The sequence below is a fragment of the Dactylosporangium sp. CA-092794 genome (assembly GCF_050948465.1).
GTDB lineage: Bacteria > Actinomycetota > Actinomycetes > Mycobacteriales > Micromonosporaceae > Dactylosporangium.
Window position 1 is genome coordinate 4426413 of sequence record NZ_CP192044.1, and the last position, 22349, is coordinate 4448761.

Sequence of the window (22349 nt, forward strand, 5' to 3'; positions counted from 1 at the left end):
GGGCGGATGAGCGAGCCGGTGGCGTACGTCGACCAGATGGCGAGCTGGTCGCCGTGCGCCCTGCTCGTGGCCGGCTGCGGCAACCTGCTGCGCGCCGACGACGGCGTCGGGCCGGTGCTGATCCGGCACCTGTGGGAAGGCGGCGTGCCGGACGGAGTCCGGCTGGTCGACGGCGGCACCGCCGGCATGGACGTGGCCTTCCAGATGCGCGGCGCCGAGCGGGTGATTCTCATCGACGCGTGCACCAGCGGCGGCGAACCGGGGACCGTGTACCGGCTCCCGGGTCCCGCGGTCGAGCAGCTCCCGCCGCTGTCCGGGCTGCACACCCACTCCTTCCGCTGGGACCACGCTCTCGCGTTCGCCCGCTGGCTGCTCGGCGAGGGGTACCCGCGGGACGTGACCGTCTATCTCATCGAGGCGGCCGACTTCACGCCGGGCGGCGAAATCGGCCCGGCCGTCAATGAGGCGATGGGACGGGTGCTGGCGATGATCCGCGACGAGCCCGCCTTCACCCGGAGGGACGGTTCATGACCGAGCCGCGCCGCCCGCTGCCGATCGGGGCGTTCCCGCTGCCGTTCGGGTTCCTGCTGCTGCCGGCGGATCCCGGGCTGGAGCCGATCCGCGAGGGACTCCTCGCCGGCCGGCTGCCCGAGACCTGGCCGCCCGCCCTGCGCGCGCACGAGCTCGCCCTGGCGGGCGAGGACGAGGCGGCCCTGCGGGAGCTGACCGGCGACGACGCCGTCAGCCGGTTCAACCGCTTCGTGCTCGACCCGGACTCGGTCGAGCCGGAGGAGCTGCGCTCGGCCCTGGGCGAGCGGTTCTCGGGGCTCGTCGACCTCGTCGCGTTCGCGGTCGGCCGCACCGACGTCGTGCCCGAGGCGGCCGGGCTCACCGGCGAGCTCGCCGCGATGGCCCTCGCCGCCCAGGCGGTGGCGGCGCTCGCCGCCGACGACAGCGCCGGCGCGGTGTCCCGGCTGGAGCTGGCGATCGAGGCCGCCGCGCCGGTGTCCGCCGCGCTGACCGGCGTGCTGCACGGGGCCATCGCCCAGGCGCACAAGCACGGTGGCGCGCCGGCGGCCGCCATCGAGCACCTCACCGCCGGGATCGGCCTGCTGACCGGCACCGACCTCACCCTCGGCTGCGCCGAGCTGCACGTCGAGCTGGGCGCGACCTACCAGGAGCTGGCCGCGGAGCGGCCGGAGCTGCTGCACCGCGCGGTGCACCACTACCACTGCGCGCTGCAGCTGGTCACCAAGGAGCGGGCGCCCGAGCTGTACGCGGCCGCGCACGCCAACCTGGGCACCGCCTACCTCACCATGCCGATGGTCGAGGCGTCGGACCAGCTGCGGCTCGGCGTCGCGATCGGCTCGCTGCGCGCCGCGCTGAGCGTCTACGACCGCGACACCCACCCCCGGCAGTGGTCGAGCGTCCAGCTCAACCTGGCCAACGCGCTGGTGTACGCGCCGTCCGCGCACCGCGGCGACAACCTCGTCGAGGCGGTCGAGCTCTACGAGGCGCTGCTCGCCGTCCGCGACCGCGACCGCGACCCGCTCGGCCGCGCCCGGGTGCTGGCCAACCAGGGCAACGCGCTGGCCCACCTCGGCATGTTCGACCACGCCCGCGGCAAGCTGGTGGAGGCCCGGTTCATCTTCGAGGAGTTCCACGAGTACGACGCGGTCACCTCCGTGCGCGGGCTGCTCGACGAGATGGCCCGCACCGCGGCGAAGGCGGACGCCGATGCCTGAGCGCACCTTCGAGGAGCTGGCGAAGGCCGTCGACGACGCCGCGGCGGCGGTGGCGCGGCTGCACGGCACGCCGCGCCAGGCCGCCGACGACCTGCGCACCGCGATCGAGGCCGCGCACCGCGCCGCGCTGGTCACCATCGTGCGCCGGCTGCGGGCCGACGACGCGGGCCGGGCCCTGCTCTTCGAGCTCGTCGACGACCCGATGGTGCACCTGCTCTTCTCGCTGCACGGCATCATCCGGCCGGATCCGGCGACCGCCGCCCGGGCGGCCCTGGAGGAGATCCGGCCCGGCCTGCGCGGGCACGGCGGCGACGTCGAACTGGTCCGCATCGAGGACGGGACGGCGTACGTCACGCTCTCCGGCGCCTGCAACGGCTGCTCGATGGCGTCCGTCACCATGCGCACCGGCGTCGAGCAGGCGCTACGGGCGGTGCCGTCCATCCACGCCGTCGAGGTGGTGCCCAGCCCGCCCGCCCCGGCCGTCATACCCCTGTCGGCGGTGCGCCGGCGCGAGGAGACCCCGGACGAGCTCGCCGGCCACGGCTGGGTGCGCGCCCTGCCCGCCGCGCAGGTGCGCGACGGCCGGGTCAGCGCGCTCAGCCTCACCCGGCCCGACGGCCGGCCGGCGCCGGTCATCGTGGTCCGCCTCGGCGACGCCCTGTCCGCCTTCGACGACGAGTGCGCCCACCAGAGCCGCCCGATCGGCGCGGCCCTCGTCGACGCCGAGGCGGGCACCCTGACCTGCCCGTGGCACGGGTACTGCTACGACGCCCGCACCGGCGAGTGCCTGAGCGCGCCCGGCACCACTCTGGCCCAGCGCCCGCTGCGGCTGATCGGCGGCGACGTCTGGGTGCGGGTGGGCACGTGAAGACCGTCCGGTTCCGCACCGCCGCCCAGCGCGTGCCCCTGCCCGCCGAGGCCGGGACCGTGGCCGGCGCGGCCGGCGGCTGGCGGCCCGAGCGGTGGCTCGGCGCCCCGGCGTCGGGCGGGCTCGCCCTGCCCGCGGCCCGCCCCACCGCGTCCTGGCTCTACGCCCCGCGCGGGGTGCACCTCGGCCGGATCGGCGGGCGCGACGTCCTCGTGGTCGCGGACACCGGCAACCACCGGGTGCTCATCTGGCACGCGCTGCCCGACCGCGACGAGCAGCCGTGCGACGTGGTGCTCGGGCAGCCGGACGCGACCAGCGAGGGACCGGCGGCGGGCGGTACCAGCACATCGCGGGGCATGTTCCTGCCGACCGGCGTCTCCGTCCACGATGGACGGCTGATCGTCGCCGACGCCTGGCACCACCGCGTGCTCGTGTACGACGGGCTGCCCGAGTCGCCGTTCGCGCGCCCGGACCTCGTGCTCGGCCAGCCCGCCCCGGACCGGGTCGAGCCGAACGCCGGCGGACCGTGCCGGGCCACCACGATGTACTGGCCGTTCGGGGTCGGCGTCGTCGCCGGCCGGTTCTACGTCGCCGACACCGGCAACCGCCGGGTGCTCGGCTGGTCCGGCGGCGTGCCCGACTCGCCCGGCCGGGCGCCCGACCTGGTGCTGGGCCAGCCCGACGAGTCCGGCCGCGAGGAGAACCGGGGCGGGCCGCCCGGGCCGGACAGCTTCCGCTGGCCCCACGACGTCTGCGGCGACGGCGACCGGCTCCTGGTGGCCGACGCCGGCAACCACCGGGTCCTCGGCTGGCGCCCGCACCCGGACCGCGACACCGCCGCCGGCCTGGTCATCGGGCAGGGCGACCTGACCAGCACGACGGAGTGGCCGTACGGCCCGCAGCAGGCCGACCGGCTGCGCTCCCCGTACGCCGCGGACACCGACGCCGGCCGCCTCGCCGTCGCGGACACCGCGAACAACCGCGTGCTCATCTGGACCGGCGGCCCGCCCGGCGGGGGCGCGGACGTGGTGCTCGGCCAGCCCTCGTTCGCCGCCAACGGGGAGAACCGCTGGACCGGGGTGACCCCCGACTCGATGTGCTGGCCCTACGGGATCTCGCTGGCCGGCGACCGCCTCGCGGTGGCCGACTCCGGCAACAACCGCGTCGTGATCTGGCGGCACGGATGAGCACCGCCACCAGGGACCACCGCGAGTTCACCGTCACCGGCGTGGTGCAGGGGGTGGGCTTCCGCCCGTTCGTCCACCGCCTCGCCGTCGAGCTCGGGCTGACCGGCTTCGTGGGCAACGCCGCGCAGGCGGTGGTCGGCGAGGTGGAGGGCGACGCCGGCGCGGTGGCCGCCTTCCTGCGCCGGCTGCGCACCGACGCCCCGCCGCTGGCCCGGATCGCCCAGGTGCGGACCCGGACCGTCGCGGCACCGCCGCGGCCCGGCGGCGGCTTCGCGATCGTGGCGAGCTCCGCCGGCGCCGGCCCGCGGACACTGGTCGGCCCCGACGTGGCCACCTGCCCCGCGTGCCTGGCCGAGCTGTTCGACCCCGGCGACCGCCGGTACCGCCACCCCTTCATCACCTGCACCGACTGCGGCCCCCGGTTCACCATCATCCGCGACCTGCCCTACGACCGGCCGTCGACCACCATGGCCGGCTTCCCGATGTGCCCGGCCTGCCGCAGCGAGTACGAGACCGTCACCGACCGCCGCTACCACGCCCAGCCCATCGCGTGCGCCGACTGCGGGCCGGCGCTGTGGTTCGAGCAGGACGGCCTGCGGGTCACCGGCAGCGACGCCGCCGTCGCCGAGGCCCAGCGGGCGCTGATGGCCGGGCGGATCGTCGCGGTCAAGGGCATCGGCGGCTACCACCTGGCCTGCCGCGCCGACGACGAGGAGGCCGTGCGGCGCCTGCGCGAGCGCAAGCTGCGCGACCAGAAGCCGTTCGCCGTGCTCGCCGCCGACCTGGCCACCGCGCGGCGGCTGGCCTTCGTGGACGACGACGAGGCCCTGGCGCTGACCGGACCGGCCCGGCCGATCGTGCTGCTGCGCCGGCGCGGCGACGCCGCGGTGACGGCCGGGGTGGCCCCGGGCAACCCGTGGCTGGGCGTCATGCTGCCCGGCAATCCCGTGCAGCACCTGCTGCTCGCGCAGGTGCCGGGGCTGAGCCTGGCCCCGCCCGACGCCCTGGTCTACACCAGCGCGAACCTCAGCGAGGAGCCGCTGTGCTTCGACGACGAGGACGCGATCACCCGGCTGCCGCACCTGGCCGACGCCGTGCTCACCCACGACCGGCCCATCCATGTGCCGTGTGACGATTCGGTGGTACGCGTGGTGGACGGTCAGGAGCTGCCGCTGCGCCGCGCCCGCGGATACGCCCCGCTGCCGGTGCCGCTCGGCCGGGCGCTCCCGCCGGTGCTGGCCGTCGGCGGCGAGCTGAAGAACACGTGCTGTGTGCTCGACGGCGAGTACGCGTTCTGCTCGGCGCACATCGGCGACATGGGCAGCCTGGCCACCCTGCGCGCGTTCGACCGCGCGGCCGCTCAGCTGACCGCGCTGCGCCGGGTCACCCCCGTGGTCCTGGCCGCCGACGCCCACCCCGGCTACCAGACCCGCGCCTGGGCGGAGCGGCACGCCGCCGCGCCGCAGCTGGTGCAGCACCACCACGCGCACGTGGTCTCGCTGCTGGCCGAGCACGGCCGGATCGGCGAGCCGGTGATCGGGGTGGCCTTCGACGGCACCGGCTTCGGCACCGACGCGACGGTCTGGGGCGGCGAGTTCCTGCTCGTCGGCGCCGACCCGGCCACGTTCACCCGGGTCGGGCACCTGCTCCCGGTGGACCTGCCCGGCGGCGACGCGGCCGTGCGCAACCCGTGCCGGACCGCGCTGGCCTACCTCGCCGCGGCGGGCGCCGGCTGGGACCCGGACCTGCCGCCGGTCGCCGCCTGCGACCCGGCCGAGCTGTCCGTCGTGCGGCGGCAGCTGGCCACGTCCGCGATGCGGTCCTCGAGCATGGGCCGGCTGTTCGACGCGGTCGCCTCGCTGCTGGGCGTGCGGCAGCGGATCGGCTACGAGGCGCAGGCGGCCATCGAGCTGGAGGACCTGGCCGGCTCCGGCGCTGGGAACCCGGCGGCGCCGCTGCCCCCGTTCGGGCTCACCGGCGACGGCCTGCTCGACCACCGGCCCGTGATCCGCGGCCTGATCGAGCGGGTGCGGGCCGGCGCGGACCGGGCCGCGCTCGCCGAGGCGTTCCACCGGGCCGTGGCCGACGCCGTCGTGGCCGGCGCCACCCGGGCCGCCGAGGCCACCGGAGTGCGTACCGTGGGGCTGACCGGCGGCGTGTTCCAGAACGTGCGGCTCACCCGGCTGTGCCGGGACCGGCTGGGCGCGGCCGGCTTCGCCGTGCTCACCCACCGGCTGGTGCCGCCCAACGACGGCGGCCTGGCCCTCGGACAGGCGGTCGTGGCCGGATTCGTCGCGGCCCGTGCGGCGCAACCACAGAAAGGCGGGTGAGAGCCGATGTGCCTCGGAGTTCCCGGACGCATCGTCGAGGTGTGGCAGGAGGGCGGCGCGCCCATGGCGACCGTCGACTTCGCCGGCGAGCGGCGCCGCATCTGCCTGGCCTACCTGCCGGACCTCGGCCCGGGCGACTACGTGATCGCCCACATGGGATTCGCGCTGACCCGGGTCGACGAGCAGACCGCGCGGTCGACCGTCGAGCTGATGCGGGAGTACGGCGTGCTCCCCGCCGCGGAGGCGGTGTCATGACGGGCACCGCGGACGGCATCACCGCCGGCCTGCTCGACGGCAGCCTCGCCGACGACCTCGCCGCGGCGGCCCTGGCGCTGGCCCGCCGCTTCCACGCGGGCGCCACCCTGTGGTGCATCGCTCCACAGTGGACGCCGCACGCGCACCACATCGCGGTGGAGTTCGTGCACCCGGTCGTCGTCGGCAAGCGGGCGCTGCCCGCGGTCGCGCTCACCGGCCCCGACGTCGTCGCCCAGGCCCGGATGTGCGTGCGCAACGGCGACGTCGTGGTGGCCGTCGCCGCGGCCGGCGAACCCGGCGTGCTGGAGGTGATGCGGCGGGCCCCGGCGTGGGGTGCGCACACGGTGTGGATCGGCTCCGCAGACCGCCCGCCCGGCGGCGCGGCCGACCATGTGCTGTGGCAGGACGACCCGGACCCGCTGGCCCCGGCCACCGGCCGCTTCGTGCTGATGTACCACCTGCTGTGGGAGCTCACCCACGTCTGCTTCGAGCACCCCGGCCTGCTGAGCGGCGCCGAGGCGGAGTGCACCGACGACGTCTGCGTCACGTGCGGCGACGAGGGCCGGCTGGCCGAGGTGCTCCGGGCGCCCGAGACCCCGTTCGGGCCGGCCCGGGCCCGCACGGCCAACGGCGAGGAGGACGTCGACGTCACGCTGGTGTCGCCCGTACACCCCGGAGACCTGCTGCTGGTCCACGCCGGCTCGGCGCTGACCCGGCTCGACCCGGCGGTGCGGCGATGAGCGGCGCCGGCTTCCTCTACCCGTTCCTCACCGGCGCGGAGCGCGACCCCGCCGCGCTGCTGGCCGACCTGGCCGCATCCGCCCGGGCCAAGACCCGCGAGTCCGCGGCGCTGCAGCGGCGCACCCTGGCCGCCAACGCCGGGACGATCGCGCGGGCCGGCGCGGCGATGGCGGCCCGGTTCGCCGCCGGCGGCCGGCTGCTCGTGTTCGGCAACGGCGGCAGCTCGACCGACGCGGCCACCTTCGCCGGCCTGTTCACCGACCCGGTCGCCGGGCCGCCGCGCCCGGCCATCAACCTCGCGGCCGACCAGGCGGTGGTCACCGCACTCGGCAACGACGTCGGCTTCGACCTGGTCTTCTCCCGCCAGATCGCCGCCTACGCCGCCCCGGACGACATCGCGGTCGCCTTCTCCACCAGCGGCAACTCCGCCGACCTGATGGCCGGGCTGCGCGAGGCCCGCGACCGCGGCCTGCTCACCATCGGCTTCGCCGGCTACGGCGGCGGCGAGATGGCCGCCAGCCCGGCCGTGGAGCACTGCCTCGCGGTCGGCTCGCAGAGCGTGCACCGCATCCAGGAGAGCCAGGCGCTGCTCGGCTACCACCTCTGGGCCGCCGCCACCGGCGGGCCCGACCGAAAGGAGCCCGCCGATGGCCGCTGAGTCCACCATGGACCGCGAGAGCCTGGTGCTGGAGCGGATCTCCAAGGCCCGCAAGCGCCGGCCCCGGCTCGTCGACGAGGTCGTGACCCTGGCGCACGGCGCCGGCGGCAAGTCCTCGGCCGCCCTGATCGACGCCGTCTTCCTCGAGGCGCTGCGCGGCCCCGAGCTGGAGCAGCTCGGCGACGGGGCGGTGCTGACCCTGCCGTCGGGGGAGCGGCTGGCGTTCAGCACCGACTCGTTCGTGGTGTCGCCGCTGCGGTTCCCGGGCGGCTCGATCGGCCACCTCGCCGTGCACGGCACCGTCAACGACCTCGCGATGTGCGGCGCGGTCCCGCAGTGGCTGTCGTGCGCGTTCGTCATCGCCGAGGGCTTCCCGATCGCCGGGCTGCGCGAGATCGTGGCGGACCTGGCGGCGGCGGCCCGGGCGGCCGGCGTGCGGCTGGTCACCGGGGACACCAAGGTCGTGCCGGCCGGCGCCGCGGACGGGCTCTACATCACCACCGCGGGCGTCGGCGTCATTCCGGCCGGGCGGGAGCTGGGCCCGGCCGCGGTCCGCCCGGGTGACCGGCTGGTGCTCTCCGGCACGCTCGGCGACCACGGGATGGCGGTGCTGCTGGCCCGGGGCGACCTGGACATCGAGGCCGACATCCGCTCCGACACCGCGCCGGTGAACGGGCTCGTGGAGCGGCTGCTCGCCGCGGCGCCCGGCACCCGCTGGCTGCGCGACCCGACCCGCGGCGGGCTCGCCACCGTCTGCAACGAGCTGGCCGTCGACGCCGGGGTGGGCGTGATCCTCGACGAGGAGCTGCTGCCGGTGTCGCCGCTCGTGCAGGGCGCCTGCGACCTGCTCGGCATCGACCCGGTCTACGTGGCCAACGAGGGCAAGTTCGTGGCGGTCGTGCCGGCGGACGAGGCGGAGGCGGCGGTGGCCGCCCTGCGCGCCGATCCGCTGGGCGGCCAGGCCGCCGTGATCGGCGAGATCACCGAGCAGCCCGAGGGCGTCGTGGCGCTGCGGACCCCGTTCGGGGGCAGCCGCATCGTGGACATGCTCGTGGGTGACCCGCTGCCCCGGATCTGCTGAGGAGGGCCCGTCATGTGTCTGGGGATACCGGGCCGGATCGTCGACATGGTCGATCCCGCCGCGTACCTGGCCAAGGTCGACGTGAACGGCATCCGGCGCACCATCAGCGTGCGCCTGCTGGCCGGGCAGGACGTCGCCGCCGGGGACTGGGTGCTGGTCCACGTCGGCTTCGCGATGGCGAAGATCGACGAGCGGGAGGCCGAGCTGACCATCGAGGCGATGCGCCGGATGGGCCAGGCCTACGACGACGAGCTGGCCGCCTTCGATTCCACCGCCATCAGTCTGGAGCAGCGATGAAGTTCGTCGACGAGTTTCGTGACCCGGCCGCCGCCCGGGCGCTGGTCCGGTCCATCACCGAGCTGGCCGGCGACGGCGAGTTCAAGTTCATGGAGGTCTGCGGCGGGCACACGCACACCATCTACCGGCACGGCCTGGAGTACCTGCTGCCGCCGTCGGTCGAGCTGGTGCACGGGCCGGGCTGCCCGGTGTGCGTGATCCCGATGGGCCGGGTGGACGACGCGATGTGGCTGGCCGAGCAGCCGGGCGTCATCTTCACCACGTTCGGCGACATGATGCGGGTGCCGGGCAGCCGGGGCAGCCTGCTGGAGACCAAGGCCCGGGGCGCGGACGTGCGGTTCATCTACTCGCCGCTGGACGCCCTGCGCATCGCCGTCGACAACCCGGACAAGCAGGTGGTGTACTTCGCCGTCGGGTTCGAGACGACGGCGCCGTCCACCGCCGTCACGCTGGTGCGGGCCCGCGAGCTCGGGGTCACCAACTTCTCCGTGTTCTGCAACCACGTCACGATCGTGCCGCCGATCAAGGCGATCCTGGACTCGCCCGACCTGCGGCTGTCGGGGTTCATCGGCCCGGGCCACGTGTCCACCGTGGTCGGCAACCGGCCGTACCAATTCGTCCCCGAGGTCTACGGCAAGCCCATCGTGGTGGCCGGATTCGAGCCGCTGGACATCCTCGCCGCCGTGCACATGCTGCTGACCCAGATCCGGCAGGGCCGCTGCGAGGTCGAGAACCAGTACTCCCGGGTGGTGGCCGACGAGGGCAACCCGGCGGCGCTGGCGCTGCTGGCCGAGGTGTTCGAGCTGCGGCCGCACTTCGAGTGGCGGGGGCTGGGCTTCATCTCCCAGTCGGCGCTGAAGCTCGGCGGGCGCTACGCCGAGTTCGACGCCGAGCTGCGCTACGACATGCCCGGCGTGCGGGTGGCCGACCCGAAGGCGTGCCAGTGCGGTGAGGTGCTCAAGGGCGTCATCAAGCCGTGGGAGTGCAAGGTGTTCGGCACCGCGTGCACCCCGGAGACGCCGATCGGCACCTGCATGGTCTCGCCGGAGGGCGCGTGCGCGGCGTACTACAACTTCGGCCGGCTGCACCGCGAGACGGCGCTGCTCGTCGGCCGGTCGGGCCGGTGAGCCGCGAGGGCGAGCGGCTGTTCGCCCGCTACGCCTTCGCGCCCAACGACCTCGGCTACTGCGGGCCGGCCGACGCGCGGGCCCTGTTCGAGCTGGCCGCCAACGGCCACACGGCCGGCGACGTCGCGGCGATCGCCCGGCGGTTCTCCGGCGTGTGGCCGTATCTGGCGGTGCTGGCCGAGCTGACCGGGGGCGCCGATCCGCTGGACGAGACGCTGGTGCGGGCGTACTGGACGGGCACGCCCGCCCCCGGCGTCGCGGCGGCCGAGTTCGGCGCCCGCCTGCTGGACCGCCTCGGCGAGCGGGCCGGGCACTACTGGCACCACCTCGACGCGGCCCTGCAGCCGGAGGCCGCGCCGGACCACGGCTTCCACGTGTTCGGCGTCTACCCGTGGTCGCGGCTGCTCCCGGCCGGCCCGCCCGAGCAGCCGCTGCACGTGCTGGACTCGTGCCGGATCAGCTGGGGCCGGGTGGTGCGGGTGCGCGACGACCGCGTCGTGGTCCGCCGCCGGCCGCTGGGCTGGGACGGCGAGCGCCTCGAGCTGCTGGCCGAGCGCGAGCACGAGGCGAAGTACCGGATCAACGGCTGGAGCTTCGTCGCCGACCCGCGGCCGGGCGAGTGGCTGGCGCTGCACTGGGACTGGGCGTGCGACCGGATCACCCACGACGACGCGGCCCGGCTGCGGCAGGGCACGCTGGACCGGCTCGCGCTGACGAACGACCGCCTCAGCGGGGCCGGGCCACGGCGTGCAGCCGCCGCAGCGCCTCCGCGGTGACCCCGCCCCGCAGGTAGGTGGGCACGGGCGCGTCGAACAGGTCCATGGCCAGGTAGCTGGGCAGGACCGCGGCCGCGCCGGAGAACCGCGCGCCGCGGTGGTAGGCCGAGGTGACCACCAGGCACGGCAGCCCGGCCCGGACGGCGGCGTCGAGGCCGGGCGGCGAGTCCTCCACCGACAGCACCTCCTCGGGCCCGAGGCCGAGCGCGGCCACGGCCAGCCGGTAGGCCTCGGGATGCGGCTTGAGGTGCGTCACGTCGTCCGCGGTGACCACCGCCGCGAACGTGATGTCGCGGAACAGCCGCTCGAGCAGGACGCTCACCCAGGCCCGGGCGCCGGTGGTGGCCACCGCGACGGCGATCTCCTGGTCGCGCAGCTCGCGCAGCAGCTCGTGCACCCCGGGCCGGGCCATGAGCGTCCCGGTGTGCAGCCAGGCGAGGAAGTGCTTCGTCTTCGTCTCGTGCACCGCGCGGGCCAGCTCGGCGGCGTCTGGGTGGCCGCGGTCGGCGAGGTACGTCTCCAGCCGCCGCCGGCCGCCGGGGACGGCGAGCAGCCGGCCATACTCGGTCACGCTCCACTCGTAGGGCAGGCCGTGGTCGCGCAGGGCGAGGTTGAACGCGCGGCGGTGGCCGTCGCGCTCCGTCTCGGCGAGGGTGCCGTCGACGTCGAAGACCACCGCGCGCAGCCGGTACGACGGGCGCGTCCTCACCGCTGGTACACCTCCTGGGTGAGGTGGAACAGCAGCAGCTCCTGGGCGATCGCGAGCGGCGCGCTGCTGGTGCCGTCGCCGAGCCGGCCGAGCCCGTGCGGCATCGTCCGGCCGCCGGCCAGGCCGTCCCAGAGCGCCTTCTGCAGCAGCTGGGCCTCGCCGGCGGTGGCGTGGCCGTGCACGCGCAGGCAGTCGACCGGCGTGCCGTCGTCGTCGCGGATGATGTTGAGGTTCATCGCCGCGCGGACGTCGTCGAGGAGGATGCCGGTGAGCGGCGGGTGCTGGACGGTGGGCCGCAGCAGCAGCTCGGCGCTCAGCGGCGTGCCCGGCGGGTCGGCCCGGCCGGCGGCCGGGGCGAAGCGGACCACGATGTCGGCGTAGCGGCGCTGCGGCCGGATGTAGGCGGCCGAGTCGGGCTCCCGCCGGGCCAGCTCCTCGCGCACCTCGGCCTCGGTGTAGCCGCGGCTGGTGGTGTCCCGGACGATCTTCCAGCGATGCCGGATCTCCTCCGGCGGGTCGAGGAAGACGGTGATGTCGAAGCAGGCGCGGGACAGCTTGGAGTACAACGGGAACAGCCCCTCCACGATGACGAACTCGCGGGGCTGCACGTAGACCGGGCGGGCGAAGGTGCCGGTGCCGTGGTCGTAGACCGGTTTCAGGATCGGCTGCCCGGTGGCGAGCATCTGCAGGTGCTGTTCCATGATGTCGAGGTAGTTGGCCTCGGGGCGCAGCGCGGTCAGCGCCAGCGCGCGCCGCTCGGCCCGGTCGTAGCGGTGGTAGTCGTCCACGCACACGGAGGTGCACCGCTGCGGCCCGATGGCCGCGACGAGGCCCTCCGCGAGGGTGGTCTTGCCCGAGCCGCTGTCGCCGCCGAGCGCGAGCATGACCGGCCGGGCTCCGGCGGGCTCGACCGGGCGGGAACGCAACATGCGTACCAGCTTGTCAGGCATTCGCGCCGCCGTCAGCTGCCCCGGCCGGCCCGGGGTCGGCCAGCGCCACCAGCGCGTCGACGGTGAACCCGAGCGCGGCCAGCACCTGCTCGCCCGGGCCGGAGGCGCCGAACCGGTCGAGGCCGAGCACGTTGCCGGCGCCGGCGTGGGCCGCCCATCCTCCCGGCACGCCGGCCTCGACCGCGACCAGGCGGTCCGGCCGGCCGGTCAGGGCCTCCCGCTCGGCGGCCGGCAGCGCGGCGAACCGCTCCCGCCAGGGCACCGACACCACGCGGGTGGGCCGGCCCCGGGCGGTGAGCCGCTCGGCGGCGGCCACCGCCAGGGCCACCTCGGAGCCGGTGGCGAGGATGGTGACGGCCGGCGTTTCCACCGGCGGCCCGACGACGCGGGCGCCGCGCTCGGCGACGAACGAGACGCCGGCCGGGCCGAGGGGCGGCAGGGCCTGGCGGGACAGGATCAGCGCGGTCGGCCCGTCGGTGCGCCGCAACGCGCAGTGCCAGGCGGCCACGGTCTCGGCGTCGTCGGCCGGCCGCAGCACGGCGAGGCCCGGGATCAGCCGCAGCGACTCGATCTGCTCGACCGGCTGGTGCGTCGGTCCGTCCTCGCCCACCGCGATCGAGTCGTGGGTCAGCACGTGCACGACCGGCAGCCGCATCAGGGCGCCGAGCCGCAGCGCCGGGCGCAGGTAGTCGCTGAACGCGAGGAACGTGCTGCCCACCGGGCGCAGCCCGCCGTGCGCCGCGATGCCGTTGAGCGCGGCCGCCATCGCGTGCTCGCGGATGCCGAAGTGGATCCGGCGCCCGCCGTAGTCGCCGGCGGTGACCGCCGCGCCGGGCAGCGCGTCGAGGCCGGTCGACCCGGCCAGGTCGGCCGAGCCGCCGACGAGCTCCGGCAGGGCTTCGCCGGCCGCGGCGAGCGCCCGGGCCGAGGCCTGGCGGGTGGCGAGCCGCTCGCCGGTCGCCAGCCCGGCGAGCGCGGCGTCCACCGCGGCCGGCAGCGCACCGGCCTGGCCGCGCCGCCACCGCGCCGCCGCCTCGGGGCGCGTGCCGGCCCAGGCGTCGAACCGGGCCGCCCACTCGGCGCGGTGCGCGGCGCCGGCCGCGGCGAGCGCCCGGCAGCGGTCCCGCACCGCGGGCGGCACGTGGAACGGCTCGGGGGAGCGGCCGAGCCCGCGCCGGGCGGCCGCGAGGACCTCGGCGCCGAGCGGGCTGCCGTGGGCGGCCGGCGAACCGGCGACGCCGGGCGCGCCGTAGCCGATCACCGTGCGCACCGCGATGAGGCTGGGCCGGGGATCGAGCCGGGCCGCGCCGATCGCGCGGTCGATCGCGTCGACGTCGTTGCCGCCGGGCACGGCCGCGGTGTGCCAGCCGTAGGCGGCGAACCGCCCGAGCACGTCGTCGCGGCAGGACTGCGCGGCCGGGCCGTCGATCGTCACGTCGTTGTCGTCGTAGAGCACCACCAGCCGGCCCAGGCCGAGGTGTCCGGCGAGCGACGCCGCCTCGTGGCTGATCCCCTCCATCAGGCAGCCGTCGCCGGCGATGACGTACGTGCGGTGGTCCACCGCCTCCGGGAAGCGCGCGTGCAGCATGCGTTCGGCGAGGGCCATGCCCACCGCGGTGGCGAGTCCCTGGCCCAGCGGCCCGGTGGTGGTCTCGACGCCGGGCGTGTGCCCGTACTCCGGATGTCCCGGCGTGGCCGAGCCCAGTTGCCGGAACGCGCGCAGCTCGGCCATGGGCAGGTCGTAGCCGAAGAGGTGCAGCAGGGCGTACAGCAGCGCGGAGCCGTGCCCGGCGGACAACACGAACCGGTCCCGGTCCGGCCAGTCCGGGCGGCCCGGATCGTGGCGCAGGTGGCGCGACCACAGCGCCCACGCCATCGCCGCGCAGCCCATCGGCATGCCCGGGTGGCCGGAGCGGGCCGCCTCCACCATGTCGGCGCTCAGCAGCCGGATCGTGTCGACGGCCAGAGCGTCCAGCTCCGCCCCGCCCTCGCGGCCGGTCACGCCCGGGCCTCCGTTCGCCGCCCGGCGGCCGCGTGCGGCTCGGCCACGGCCGCGGCGCGCTGTTCGGCCACGGCCGCGGCGCCCTGTTCGGCCACGGCCGCCGCGCGCAGCTCGGCCACGGCGGCCGCCCGCCCGGCCGGGTGGCGCGACAGCCAGCTGCCGGAGATGAACACGCCGGCACCGGCCGCGGCCGCGCGCCGGACGGTGACGTCGGTGATGCCGCCGTCGACCTCCAACTCGATCGGGCCGCCGTGGCCGTCGAGGAGCGCGCGTACCGCCGCGATCTTCGGCTCCATCGCCGGCAGGTACTCCTGCCCGCCGAAGCCGGGGTTCACGGTCATCACCAGGACGAGGTCGGTCTCGTCGAGCACGTGCGCGACGGCGCCGGCCGGGGTGTGCGGGTTGAGCGCCACGCCGGCGCGCGCACCGAGGCGCCGGATGCCGGCCAGCGTGCGGTGCAGGTGCCGGCACGCCTCGGCGTGGACGATCACCAGCTCGCAGCCGGCGCGCACGAAGTGCGGCGCGGCCTCGTCGGGCGCCTCCACCATGAGGTGCGCCTCGAACGGCAGGTCGGTCGCGCGCCGGCAGGCCGCCACCACGTCCGGCCCGACGGTGATGGGCGGCACGAACCGCCCGTCCATCACGTCCCACTGCACCCGGTCGGCGCCGGCCGCGGCCAGCGCCCGGCATTCGTCGCCGAGCCGGGACTGGTCCGCGGCGAGCATGGAGGGCACGATCACGGCCGCGTTCACGACCGGCCCCGCCGTTCCATGAGGCGCAGGATCATCGGGGTGAGGATGAGCTGCATCGCGAGCTCCATCTTGCCGCCGGGCGCGACGATGACGTTCGGCCGCGACATGAACGAGTCGTGCAGCATCGACAGCAGGTAGGGAAAGTCGATGCCGCGCGGGTCGGCGAAGCGGATGACGACGAAGCTCTCGTCGGCGCTCGGGATGAACCGGGCGATGAACGGGTTGGACGTGTCCACCGTCGGCACGCGCTGAAAGTTGATGTGGGTGCGGGAGAACTGCGGGCAGATGTGGTGCACGTAGTCCGGCATGCGGCGCAGGATGGTGTCCATCACCGCCTCGCCCGAGTAGCCGCGCTGGGTCCGGTCGCGGTGCAGCTTCTGGATCCACTCGAGGTTGATGATCGGTACCACGCCGATGAGCAGGTCCACGTGCCGGGCCACGTCGACCTCGAGGTCGGCGAAGCCGCCGTGCAGCCCCTCGTAGAGCAGCAGGTCGGTGCCGGCCGGGATGTCCTGCCACGGCGTGAACGTGCCCGGCGGCCGGCCGAAGGGCCGGGCCTCCTCGTCGTCGTGCAGGTACCGCCGGATCTTCCCGGTGCCGGCCCGGCCGTAGCCGGCGAACAGCGCCTCCAGCTCGGGCAGCAGGTTCGCGTCCGGCCCGAAGTGGCAGAAGTGGTGGTTGCCGGACGCGGCGGCGTCGGCCATCATCCGCTGCATCTCCGTCCGGTCGTAGCGGTGGAACGAGTCGCCCTCGACGATCGCCGCGGTCAGCCCCTCCCGGCGGAAGATGTGCTGGAACGTGCGGGTCACCGACGTGGTGCCGGCGCCCGACGACCCGGTGATGGCCACGACGGGGTACATGGCCGACATCAGCGGCCGGCCCGGAACATCGACCGGACGTTGAACAGCGAGCCGTCGAAGGCGCCGCCGGCGGGCTCGCGGTGGTAGCGCTCGATCCGCTCCACCTCGGCCCGGGAGCCGAACACCAGCGGGGCGCGCTGGTGCAGCGCGGTGGGGGCGAGCTCCATCACCCGTTCCCGGCCGGTGCTGGCCAGGCCGCCGGCCTGCTCGACGAGGAACGCGATCGGGTTGCACTCGTACATGAGCCGCAGCCGGCCGGGCCGGTCGGCGTTGCGGGTGTCGGCCGGGTAGAGGAACACCCCGCCGCGGGTCAGGATGCGGTAGGCGTCGGCGACGAGCGACGCGACCCAGCGCATGTTGAAGTCCTGGCCGCGCGGGCCGGACCGGCCGGCCAGGCATTCGGCGATGTACCGCCGCACGGGCTCCTCCCAGAAGCGCTCGTTCGAGGCGTTGATGGCGAACTCCCGGGCCTGCTCGGGTATGCGCAGCTTCGGCTGGGTGAGCACGAAGGCGCCGACCTCGCGGTCGAGGGTGAACGCGTCCACACCGTCGCCGGTGGTCAGCACGAGCAGGGTGGCCGGCCCGTAGAGGGCGAACCCCGCGCCGACCTGGGCCACGCCGGGCTGCAGGAAGTCGCCGAGCCCGGGCTCCTCGCCCGGGCGCGGGGCGCGCAGCACGGAGAAGATGGTGCCGACCGAGATGTTGACGTCGATGTTGCTCGAGCCGTCGAGCGGGTCGAACAGCAGCAGGTACTTGCCCCTGCGGTACGGCGCGGGAATCGGCAGGATGTCGGGCAGTTCCTCGGACGCGAGCCCGGCCAGGTGCCCGCCCCACAGCGTCTCGGCCACCAGCACCTCGTTGCTGGCCAGGTCCAGGCGGTGCTGCGCCTCGCCGTGCACGTTCTCGCTGCCGGCGCCGCCGTGCAGGCCGGCGAGCCGGCCCCGGTTGACCTGGTTGGCGATGATCTTCACGGCGGTGGCGATCGCGTTGAGCAGCCCGGAGAAGTCGCCGGTCGAGTCGGGGTGCCGGTGCTCCTGCTCGATGGTGTGCCGGGTCAGCGTGATGCGCCCGGTCCGCGGCGATTCCATGCCGGTCACGGACGCACCGCCGGCGCCGGCTCGGGCGTGTACCGGTGGGCGGCGGCCGCCCGGGCGCAGTTTGCCGCCAGGGCCGCCTGCGCGACGGCGGTGGCGCCGGGATCGCCCTGCCAGGTGACGAGGGCGTCGTCGACGAGGGCGCGGCCGAACGAGAAGGTCAGGTGCCACGGCGCGGCCTCCTCGGCGGCGAGCTCGTTGATCGCCCGGAGGTTGGCGCAGGCCGGCTCGTTGCGCTGGCCGCCGGACAGGAAGGCGATGCCGGGCACGGCCGGCGGGACGTGCGCGCGCAGGGTCTGCAGCGTGCGCCGGGCGACCTCGGCCGGCGCGGCGGGCGTCTCGCTGAAGCTGCCCGGCACGACCATGTTCGGCTTGAGCACGATCGCGCGCGGGTCGACGCCCATCACGTCGAGCTCGGCGAACACCTGGGCCAGCACGGCGGCCGTGGCCCGTTCGCAGACCGCGATGTGGTGGTCGCCGTCCATGATCACCTCGGGCTCGACGATCGGCACCAGCCCGGCCTCCTGGCACAGCGCCGCGTACCGGGCCAGGCCGTGCGCGTTGGCGCGGATGCCGCGCCGGTTGCCGTCCTTCGTGGACGCGCCGCCGGGGGTGGCGCAGATCGGGGCGTTGAAGACCGCGCGCCACTTCGCGAAGGTGGCGCCCTGCGCGCGGTAGCGCTCGAGGCGCCCGCGCAGCCCGTCCAGCCCCTCGGTGACGCTCACCCCGTCGGTGAACGGCAGCTGGCTGACGCCGGTGTCGACCTTGATGCCGGGCTGGATGCCGCGTTCGCGGGCGGCGACCGCGAAGGGGGTGCCGTCGGCGAGCGACTGGCCCAGGGTCTCGTCGCAGAGGATGATGCCGGAGATCCAGCGGCCGAGGCCGGGCGTGGTCAGCAGCAGCGCCCGGTAGTCCCGGCGGCTGGCCGGGGTGGCGTCCACGCCGGCGCGCTCGAGCCGCCGCGACATCGTCGCGATGCTCTCGTCGGCGGCGAGGATGCCGGTGCCCGGCCCGACCAGGCCGGCGGCGGTTTCCAGGAGATCAGACACGGGGGCTCCCAACGGTCCAGCCGCGTCGGCGGCATTGGGCGAGGGTGCCGACGTTATGGGTGAGCCGGGCCGGTCGGCTTCACCCGTGCGGGCGTAGCCCGGGGTGAGCCCGCGGTCCCCCGGAACGCCAGGGCGCCGGCCTGGCGCGGGTCGGTCAGGTGGGCCAGGAACAGCTCGGTGGTGGCGGTCGGGGCGGTGGACGTGATCGCGTGCCAGGGCCGGCGCAGCGGGGTGCCGCGGGCCGGCACCCGGCGCAGGGCGCCGCCGCGCAACTGCTGCTCGACGGCGTCGGCGGAGACGAGCGTGACGCCCAGCCCGAGTACCGCCGAGGACACCACGGCACCGACCGAGCCCAGCGTCAGCAGGGGTGGCTCGATCTGCAGCGCCTGGTGCAGCGCGAGCGTCGCCTCCCGGGTGCCCGAGCCCACCTCCCGCAGCAGCCAGGTCGCGGTGGCGAGGTCGGGCTCCGGCCCGGCCGCCGCCACGACCACCAGCGCGTTGGCCCGCGTCGCCCGGGTGACCAGGCCCGGCCCGGGCCGGCCGCCGATGACCACGTCCAGCCGGTGGTCGGCGAGCAGCGCCGAGATCCGGTCGCGCACGCCCACGTCGAGCGTCACCGCGACCTGCGGGTACCGCCGCCGGAAGGAAGCGAGCAGACCCGGCACGAGCGACTCTCCGGCCGTGGTGACGGCGCCGAGCCGCAGCCGCCCGCGCTCCGCCGCCGGGCCCCGCCGGGTCGCGGCCACGCCCTCGTCGATGAGCCCGAGGATGCGCCGGGCGTAGCCGGCGAACACCTCGCCGGACTCGGTCAGCCGCAGCCCCCGCCCGTCGCGCTCGAACAGCACGACGCCGACCTCGCGCCGCAGCGCGGCGAGCGAGGCGGACACGGCCGACTCGGTGACCGAGAGCCGCTGCGCGGCGGCCCGGGCCGAGCCGGAGTCGACCACGGCCAGGAAGGTCTGCAACCGCACGGGCGTCATACGGGGGATGATAGACAAGTAAATGCTCAAGTGAGGACGGCAAAAGCTCGCTGGACACCTTGAGTGTCGGCCCGGCACCCTCGACCCCATGACGAGTGAGCAACGGTGGGACCCAGGGGTCCACAGCTACGCCAGCATGGGCTACTACGACGCCGGCTACGTCCCCCGCGACACCGACGTGCTCGCCGTGTTCCGGGTGACCCCGCAGCCCGGGGTGGACCCGGTGGAGGCGGCGGCGGCCGTCGCCGGCGAGTCCTCGACCGCGACCTGGACCGTGGTGTGGACCGACCGGCTCACCGCGCACACCCACTACCAGGCCAAGGCCTACCGGGTCGACCCGGTGCCCGGCCGCGACGGCGAGTACCTGGCACACATCGCCTACGACCTCGACCTGTTCGAGGAGGGCTCGATCGCCAACCTGACCTCGTCCATCATCGGCAACGTCTTCGGCTTCAAGCCGCTCAAGGCGCTGCGGCTGGAGGACATGCGGATCCCGGTGGCCTACGTGAAGACGTTCCAGGGCCCCGCCCACGGCATCGTCATGGAGCGGGAGCTGCTCAACAAGTACGGCCGGCCGCTGCTCGGCGCCACCGTCAAGCCGAAGCTCGGGCTGTCCGCCCGCAACTACGGCCGGGTGGTGTACGAGGCCTGCCGGGGCGGGCTCGACTTCACCAAGGACGACGAGAACATCAACTCGCAGCCGTTCATGCGCTGGCGCGACCGCTTCCTCTACTGCATGGAGGGCGTGAACCGGGCGGTGGCGGAGACCGGCGAGATCAAGGGCCACTACCTCAACGTCACCGCGGCGACCGTCGAGGACATGTACGAGCGCGCCGAGTTCGCCAAGGAGCTCGGCAGCGTCGTCGTCATGATCGACCTCACCGTCGGCTACACCGCCATGCAGTCGATGGCCCGCTGGGCGCGCCGCAACGGGGTGCTGCTGCACCTGCACCGGGCCGGGCACGCCACGTACACCCGGCAGAAGACCCACGGCGTGAGCTTCCGGGTCATCGCCAAGTGGTGCCGGCTGATCGGCGTCGACCACATCCACGCCGGCACGGTGGTGGGCAAGCTGGAGGGGGATCCGGCGACGACCCGCGGCTTCTACGACACGCTGCGCCTCGACCGCGTCCCGGCCAACCCGGCCCACGGCATCTACGTCGAGCAGGACTGGGCGAGCATGCCCGGCGTGCTGCCGGTCGCCTCGGGCGGCATCCACGCGGGGCAGATGCACCAGCTCGTCGACCTGCTCGGCGAGGACGTGGTGCTGCAGTTCGGCGGCGGCACGATCGGCCACCCGATGGGCATCGCGGCCGGCGCCGAGGCCAACCGCGTGGCGCTGGAGGCGATCATCAAGGCCCGCAACGAGGGCCACGACCTGCTCCGGGAGGGCCCCGCCATCCTGCGCGCCGCCGCCCGGCGCTGCCGCCCGCTCGACGCGGCGCTCGCCACCTGGGGCGAGGTCACCTTCGACTACGCCTCGACGGACGCCCCGGACGCCGTCCCCACCGCCAGCCGTTAGGAGCCGAACCATGTACCTGCGCCACGGAGCCTTCTCCTACCTGCCGGAGCTGACCGACGACGAGGTGGCCGCGCAGATCCGCTACGCGCTCGGCAACGGCTGGCCGGTCTCCGTCGAGTACACCGACGACCCGCACCCGCGCAACGTGTACTGGGAGCTGTGGGGCCTGCCCATGTTCGACCTCGCCGAGCCCGACCCGGTGCTGCGCGAGATCCAGGACTGCCGCGCCGCCTTCCCGCGCCACTACGTGCGGGTCCTCGCCTACGACGCGCGGCTCGGCCGCCAGACCACGGCGCTGAGCTTCCTCGTGCAGCGCCCCGGCCGGGAGCCGGGCTTCCGGCTGGAGCGCACCGAGGCCAACGACCGCGTGCAGCGCTACGCCCTGCGGCCCTACGCCACCGACGCCCCGCCCGGGGCCCGCTACGAGACGCCATGACCGGCGGCTTCGCCCTGCGGCCCGCCGAACCGGCCGCGGAGGAAACGCTCGACGCCGCGGCGCTGGTCGATCTCAACGCCGACGAGACCAGCCGCCGGGCGCGGGCGGTGCTGGCCGGGTTCGAGCGCGACATGGTCGGGCTGGCCGGGGTGAAGCGGCGCCTCGCGGAGATCGCCGCCCTGCTCATCGTGCGCCGGGCCCGGGCCCGGTTCGGCCTGTCGGACTCCAGGCCGTCGCTGCACATGAGCTTCACCGGCGGCCCGGGCACCGGCAAGACGACCGTGGCCCTGCGGATGGCCGAGATGCTGCACGCCCTGGGCTACCTGCGCACGCCGCGGGTGGTCGCGGTGACCCGGGACGACCTCGTCGGGCAGTTCATCGGCCACACCGCGCCCAAGACGAAGGAGGCCATCGCCCGGGCCGCCGGGGGAGTGCTGTTCATCGACGAGGCCTACTACCTGCACCGCCCGGAGAACGAGCGCGACTACGGCCAGGAGGCGGTGGAGATCCTGCTGCAGGAGATGGAGTCCGGGCGCGGTTCGCTCGCCGTCATCTTCGCCGGGTACGCCGACCGGATGGACGCCTTCCTGTCGTCCAACCCCGGCCTCAGCTCGCGGGTGGCGCACCACATCCACTTCGACGACTACACCCACGACGAGCTCGTCCGGATCGCCGAGCTGATCCTGGCCCGCGACGACTACGCGTTCAGCCCCGACGCGCGGCTGGCGTTCGAGTCCTATGTGGAGCTGCGCACGGCGATGCCGCGCTTCGCCAACGCCCGCAGCATCCGCAACGCCCTCGAACGCTGCCGGCTGCGGCAGGCGACCCGGCTCGCCGCCGCACCCGGGCCGGTCGGCCGGACGGACCTGATCACCCTGACCGAGGCCGACGTCCGGGGCAGCAGCGTGTTCGCCCAGGCCGGCTGAGCGG

General features: G+C 75.2%; 23 protein-coding genes. 15 read left to right on the forward strand and 8 right to left on the reverse strand.

From position 1 onward, the window contains the following. Positions 1-6 precede the first annotated feature (6 nt). The 12 genes from ACQPXD_RS19050 to ACQPXD_RS19105 are packed head-to-tail and all read left to right on the forward strand — an operon-like array spanning position 7 to position 11065. Positions 7-531, forward strand: coding sequence for a hydrogenase maturation protease (locus tag ACQPXD_RS19050; RefSeq protein ID WP_432840239.1), 525 nt, complete (start codon positions 7-9; stop codon positions 529-531). Then, positions 528-1745, forward strand: a complete 1218-nt coding sequence (locus ACQPXD_RS19055; RefSeq protein ID WP_432840241.1) for a hypothetical protein — start codon at positions 528-530, stop codon at positions 1743-1745. Before ACQPXD_RS19050 ends, ACQPXD_RS19055 begins: the two co-directional genes overlap by 4 nt. Then, complete coding sequence (locus tag ACQPXD_RS19060) at positions 1738-2613, forward strand: NifU family protein (RefSeq protein WP_432840243.1); 876 nt, start codon at positions 1738-1740, stop codon at positions 2611-2613. Before ACQPXD_RS19055 ends, ACQPXD_RS19060 begins: the two co-directional genes overlap by 8 nt. Next, positions 2610-3800, forward strand: a complete 1191-nt coding sequence (locus ACQPXD_RS19065) for an NHL repeat-containing protein (protein ID WP_432840245.1) — start codon at positions 2610-2612, stop codon at positions 3798-3800. The genes ACQPXD_RS19060 and ACQPXD_RS19065 overlap by 4 nt, the downstream gene beginning before the upstream one ends. Continuing rightward, positions 3797-6130: a carbamoyltransferase HypF gene (gene hypF / locus ACQPXD_RS19070; protein ID WP_432840247.1), complete on the forward strand. Its 2334-nt coding sequence runs from the start codon at positions 3797-3799 to the stop codon at positions 6128-6130. Before ACQPXD_RS19065 ends, hypF begins: the two co-directional genes overlap by 4 nt. 6 nt (positions 6131-6136) lie before the next feature. Continuing rightward, the gene (locus ACQPXD_RS19075) at positions 6137-6385 is read left to right on the forward strand and encodes a HypC/HybG/HupF family hydrogenase formation chaperone (protein WP_432840249.1); all 249 of its coding nucleotides are present in this window, start codon (positions 6137-6139) and stop codon (positions 6383-6385) included. Then, a complete protein-coding gene (locus ACQPXD_RS19080; protein WP_432840251.1) occupies positions 6382-7125 on the forward strand; it encodes a hypothetical protein in 744 nt (247 codons plus the stop codon). The genes ACQPXD_RS19075 and ACQPXD_RS19080 overlap by 4 nt, the downstream gene beginning before the upstream one ends. After that, positions 7122-7784: a D-sedoheptulose-7-phosphate isomerase gene (locus ACQPXD_RS19085; RefSeq protein WP_432840253.1), complete on the forward strand. Its 663-nt coding sequence runs from the start codon at positions 7122-7124 to the stop codon at positions 7782-7784. The genes ACQPXD_RS19080 and ACQPXD_RS19085 overlap by 4 nt, the downstream gene beginning before the upstream one ends. Then, positions 7774-8865, forward strand: coding sequence for a hydrogenase expression/formation protein HypE (gene hypE, locus ACQPXD_RS19090; RefSeq protein WP_432840255.1), 1092 nt, complete (start codon positions 7774-7776; stop codon positions 8863-8865). The genes ACQPXD_RS19085 and hypE overlap by 11 nt, the downstream gene beginning before the upstream one ends. Before the next feature lie 12 nt (positions 8866-8877). Continuing rightward, a complete protein-coding gene (locus tag ACQPXD_RS19095; RefSeq protein ID WP_432840257.1) occupies positions 8878-9162 on the forward strand; it encodes a HypC/HybG/HupF family hydrogenase formation chaperone in 285 nt (94 codons plus the stop codon). Beyond that, the gene (gene hypD, locus ACQPXD_RS19100) at positions 9159-10289 is read left to right on the forward strand and encodes a hydrogenase formation protein HypD (protein WP_432840259.1); all 1131 of its coding nucleotides are present in this window, start codon (positions 9159-9161) and stop codon (positions 10287-10289) included. The genes ACQPXD_RS19095 and hypD overlap by 4 nt, the downstream gene beginning before the upstream one ends. Further along, entirely contained in the window at positions 10286-11065 is a 780-nt protein-coding gene (locus tag ACQPXD_RS19105; RefSeq protein ID WP_432840261.1) for a DUF6390 family protein, read from the forward strand. Before hypD ends, ACQPXD_RS19105 begins: the two co-directional genes overlap by 4 nt. Here ACQPXD_RS19105 and ACQPXD_RS19110 read toward each other — a convergent pair. The 8 genes from ACQPXD_RS19110 to ACQPXD_RS19145 are packed head-to-tail and all read right to left on the reverse strand — an operon-like array spanning position 11016 to position 19461. Next, positions 11016-11774 (reverse strand): HAD family hydrolase, encoded by a 759-nt coding sequence (locus ACQPXD_RS19110; protein WP_432840263.1) that lies wholly within the window; start codon positions 11772-11774, stop codon positions 11016-11018. The genes ACQPXD_RS19105 and ACQPXD_RS19110 overlap by 50 nt on opposite strands. Further along, the gene (locus tag ACQPXD_RS19115) at positions 11771-12724 is read right to left on the reverse strand and encodes a phosphoribulokinase (protein WP_432840265.1); all 954 of its coding nucleotides are present in this window, start codon (positions 12722-12724) and stop codon (positions 11771-11773) included. Before ACQPXD_RS19115 ends, ACQPXD_RS19110 begins: the two co-directional genes overlap by 4 nt. Continuing rightward, entirely contained in the window at positions 12717-14726 is a 2010-nt protein-coding gene (tkt, locus tag ACQPXD_RS19120) for a transketolase (RefSeq protein WP_432840267.1), read from the reverse strand. The genes ACQPXD_RS19115 and tkt overlap by 8 nt, the downstream gene beginning before the upstream one ends. Beyond that, the gene (gene rpe / locus ACQPXD_RS19125) at positions 14723-15478 is read right to left on the reverse strand and encodes a ribulose-phosphate 3-epimerase (protein ID WP_432840269.1); all 756 of its coding nucleotides are present in this window, start codon (positions 15476-15478) and stop codon (positions 14723-14725) included. Before rpe ends, tkt begins: the two co-directional genes overlap by 4 nt. Next, positions 15475-16338 carry a phosphoribulokinase gene (locus ACQPXD_RS19130; RefSeq protein ID WP_432840270.1) on the reverse strand — a complete coding sequence of 288 codons (864 nt, stop codon included), beginning with the start codon at positions 16336-16338 and terminating at the stop codon, positions 15475-15477. The genes rpe and ACQPXD_RS19130 overlap by 4 nt, the downstream gene beginning before the upstream one ends. An 8-nt stretch (positions 16339-16346) precedes the next feature. After that, positions 16347-17426, reverse strand: coding sequence for a class 1 fructose-bisphosphatase (locus ACQPXD_RS19135; RefSeq protein ID WP_432843896.1), 1080 nt, complete (start codon positions 17424-17426; stop codon positions 16347-16349). A 5-nt stretch (positions 17427-17431) separates the two neighbouring features. Then, on the reverse strand, positions 17432-18481 hold the full coding sequence (locus ACQPXD_RS19140; protein ID WP_432840272.1) for a class I fructose-bisphosphate aldolase: 1050 nt from the start codon (positions 18479-18481) through the stop codon (positions 17432-17434). 53 nt (positions 18482-18534) lie between these two features. Further along, positions 18535-19461, reverse strand: coding sequence for a LysR family transcriptional regulator (locus ACQPXD_RS19145; RefSeq protein WP_432840274.1), 927 nt, complete (start codon positions 19459-19461; stop codon positions 18535-18537). An 88-nt stretch (positions 19462-19549) separates the two neighbouring features. Here ACQPXD_RS19145 and ACQPXD_RS19150 point away from each other — a divergent pair, with 88 nt between their 5' ends. Genes ACQPXD_RS19150 through ACQPXD_RS19160 form a run of 3 tightly spaced genes read left to right on the forward strand, consistent with a single transcriptional unit; the run spans position 19550 to position 22345 of the window. Next, complete coding sequence (locus ACQPXD_RS19150; RefSeq protein WP_432840276.1) at positions 19550-20983, forward strand: form I ribulose bisphosphate carboxylase large subunit; 1434 nt, start codon at positions 19550-19552, stop codon at positions 20981-20983. A gap of 10 nt (positions 20984-20993) precedes the next feature. Then, positions 20994-21419 carry a ribulose bisphosphate carboxylase small subunit gene (locus tag ACQPXD_RS19155; protein WP_432840278.1) on the forward strand — a complete coding sequence of 142 codons (426 nt, stop codon included), beginning with the start codon at positions 20994-20996 and terminating at the stop codon, positions 21417-21419. After that, complete coding sequence (locus ACQPXD_RS19160) at positions 21416-22345, forward strand: AAA family ATPase (RefSeq protein ID WP_432840280.1); 930 nt, start codon at positions 21416-21418, stop codon at positions 22343-22345. The genes ACQPXD_RS19155 and ACQPXD_RS19160 overlap by 4 nt, the downstream gene beginning before the upstream one ends. Positions 22346-22349 lie beyond the last annotated feature (4 nt).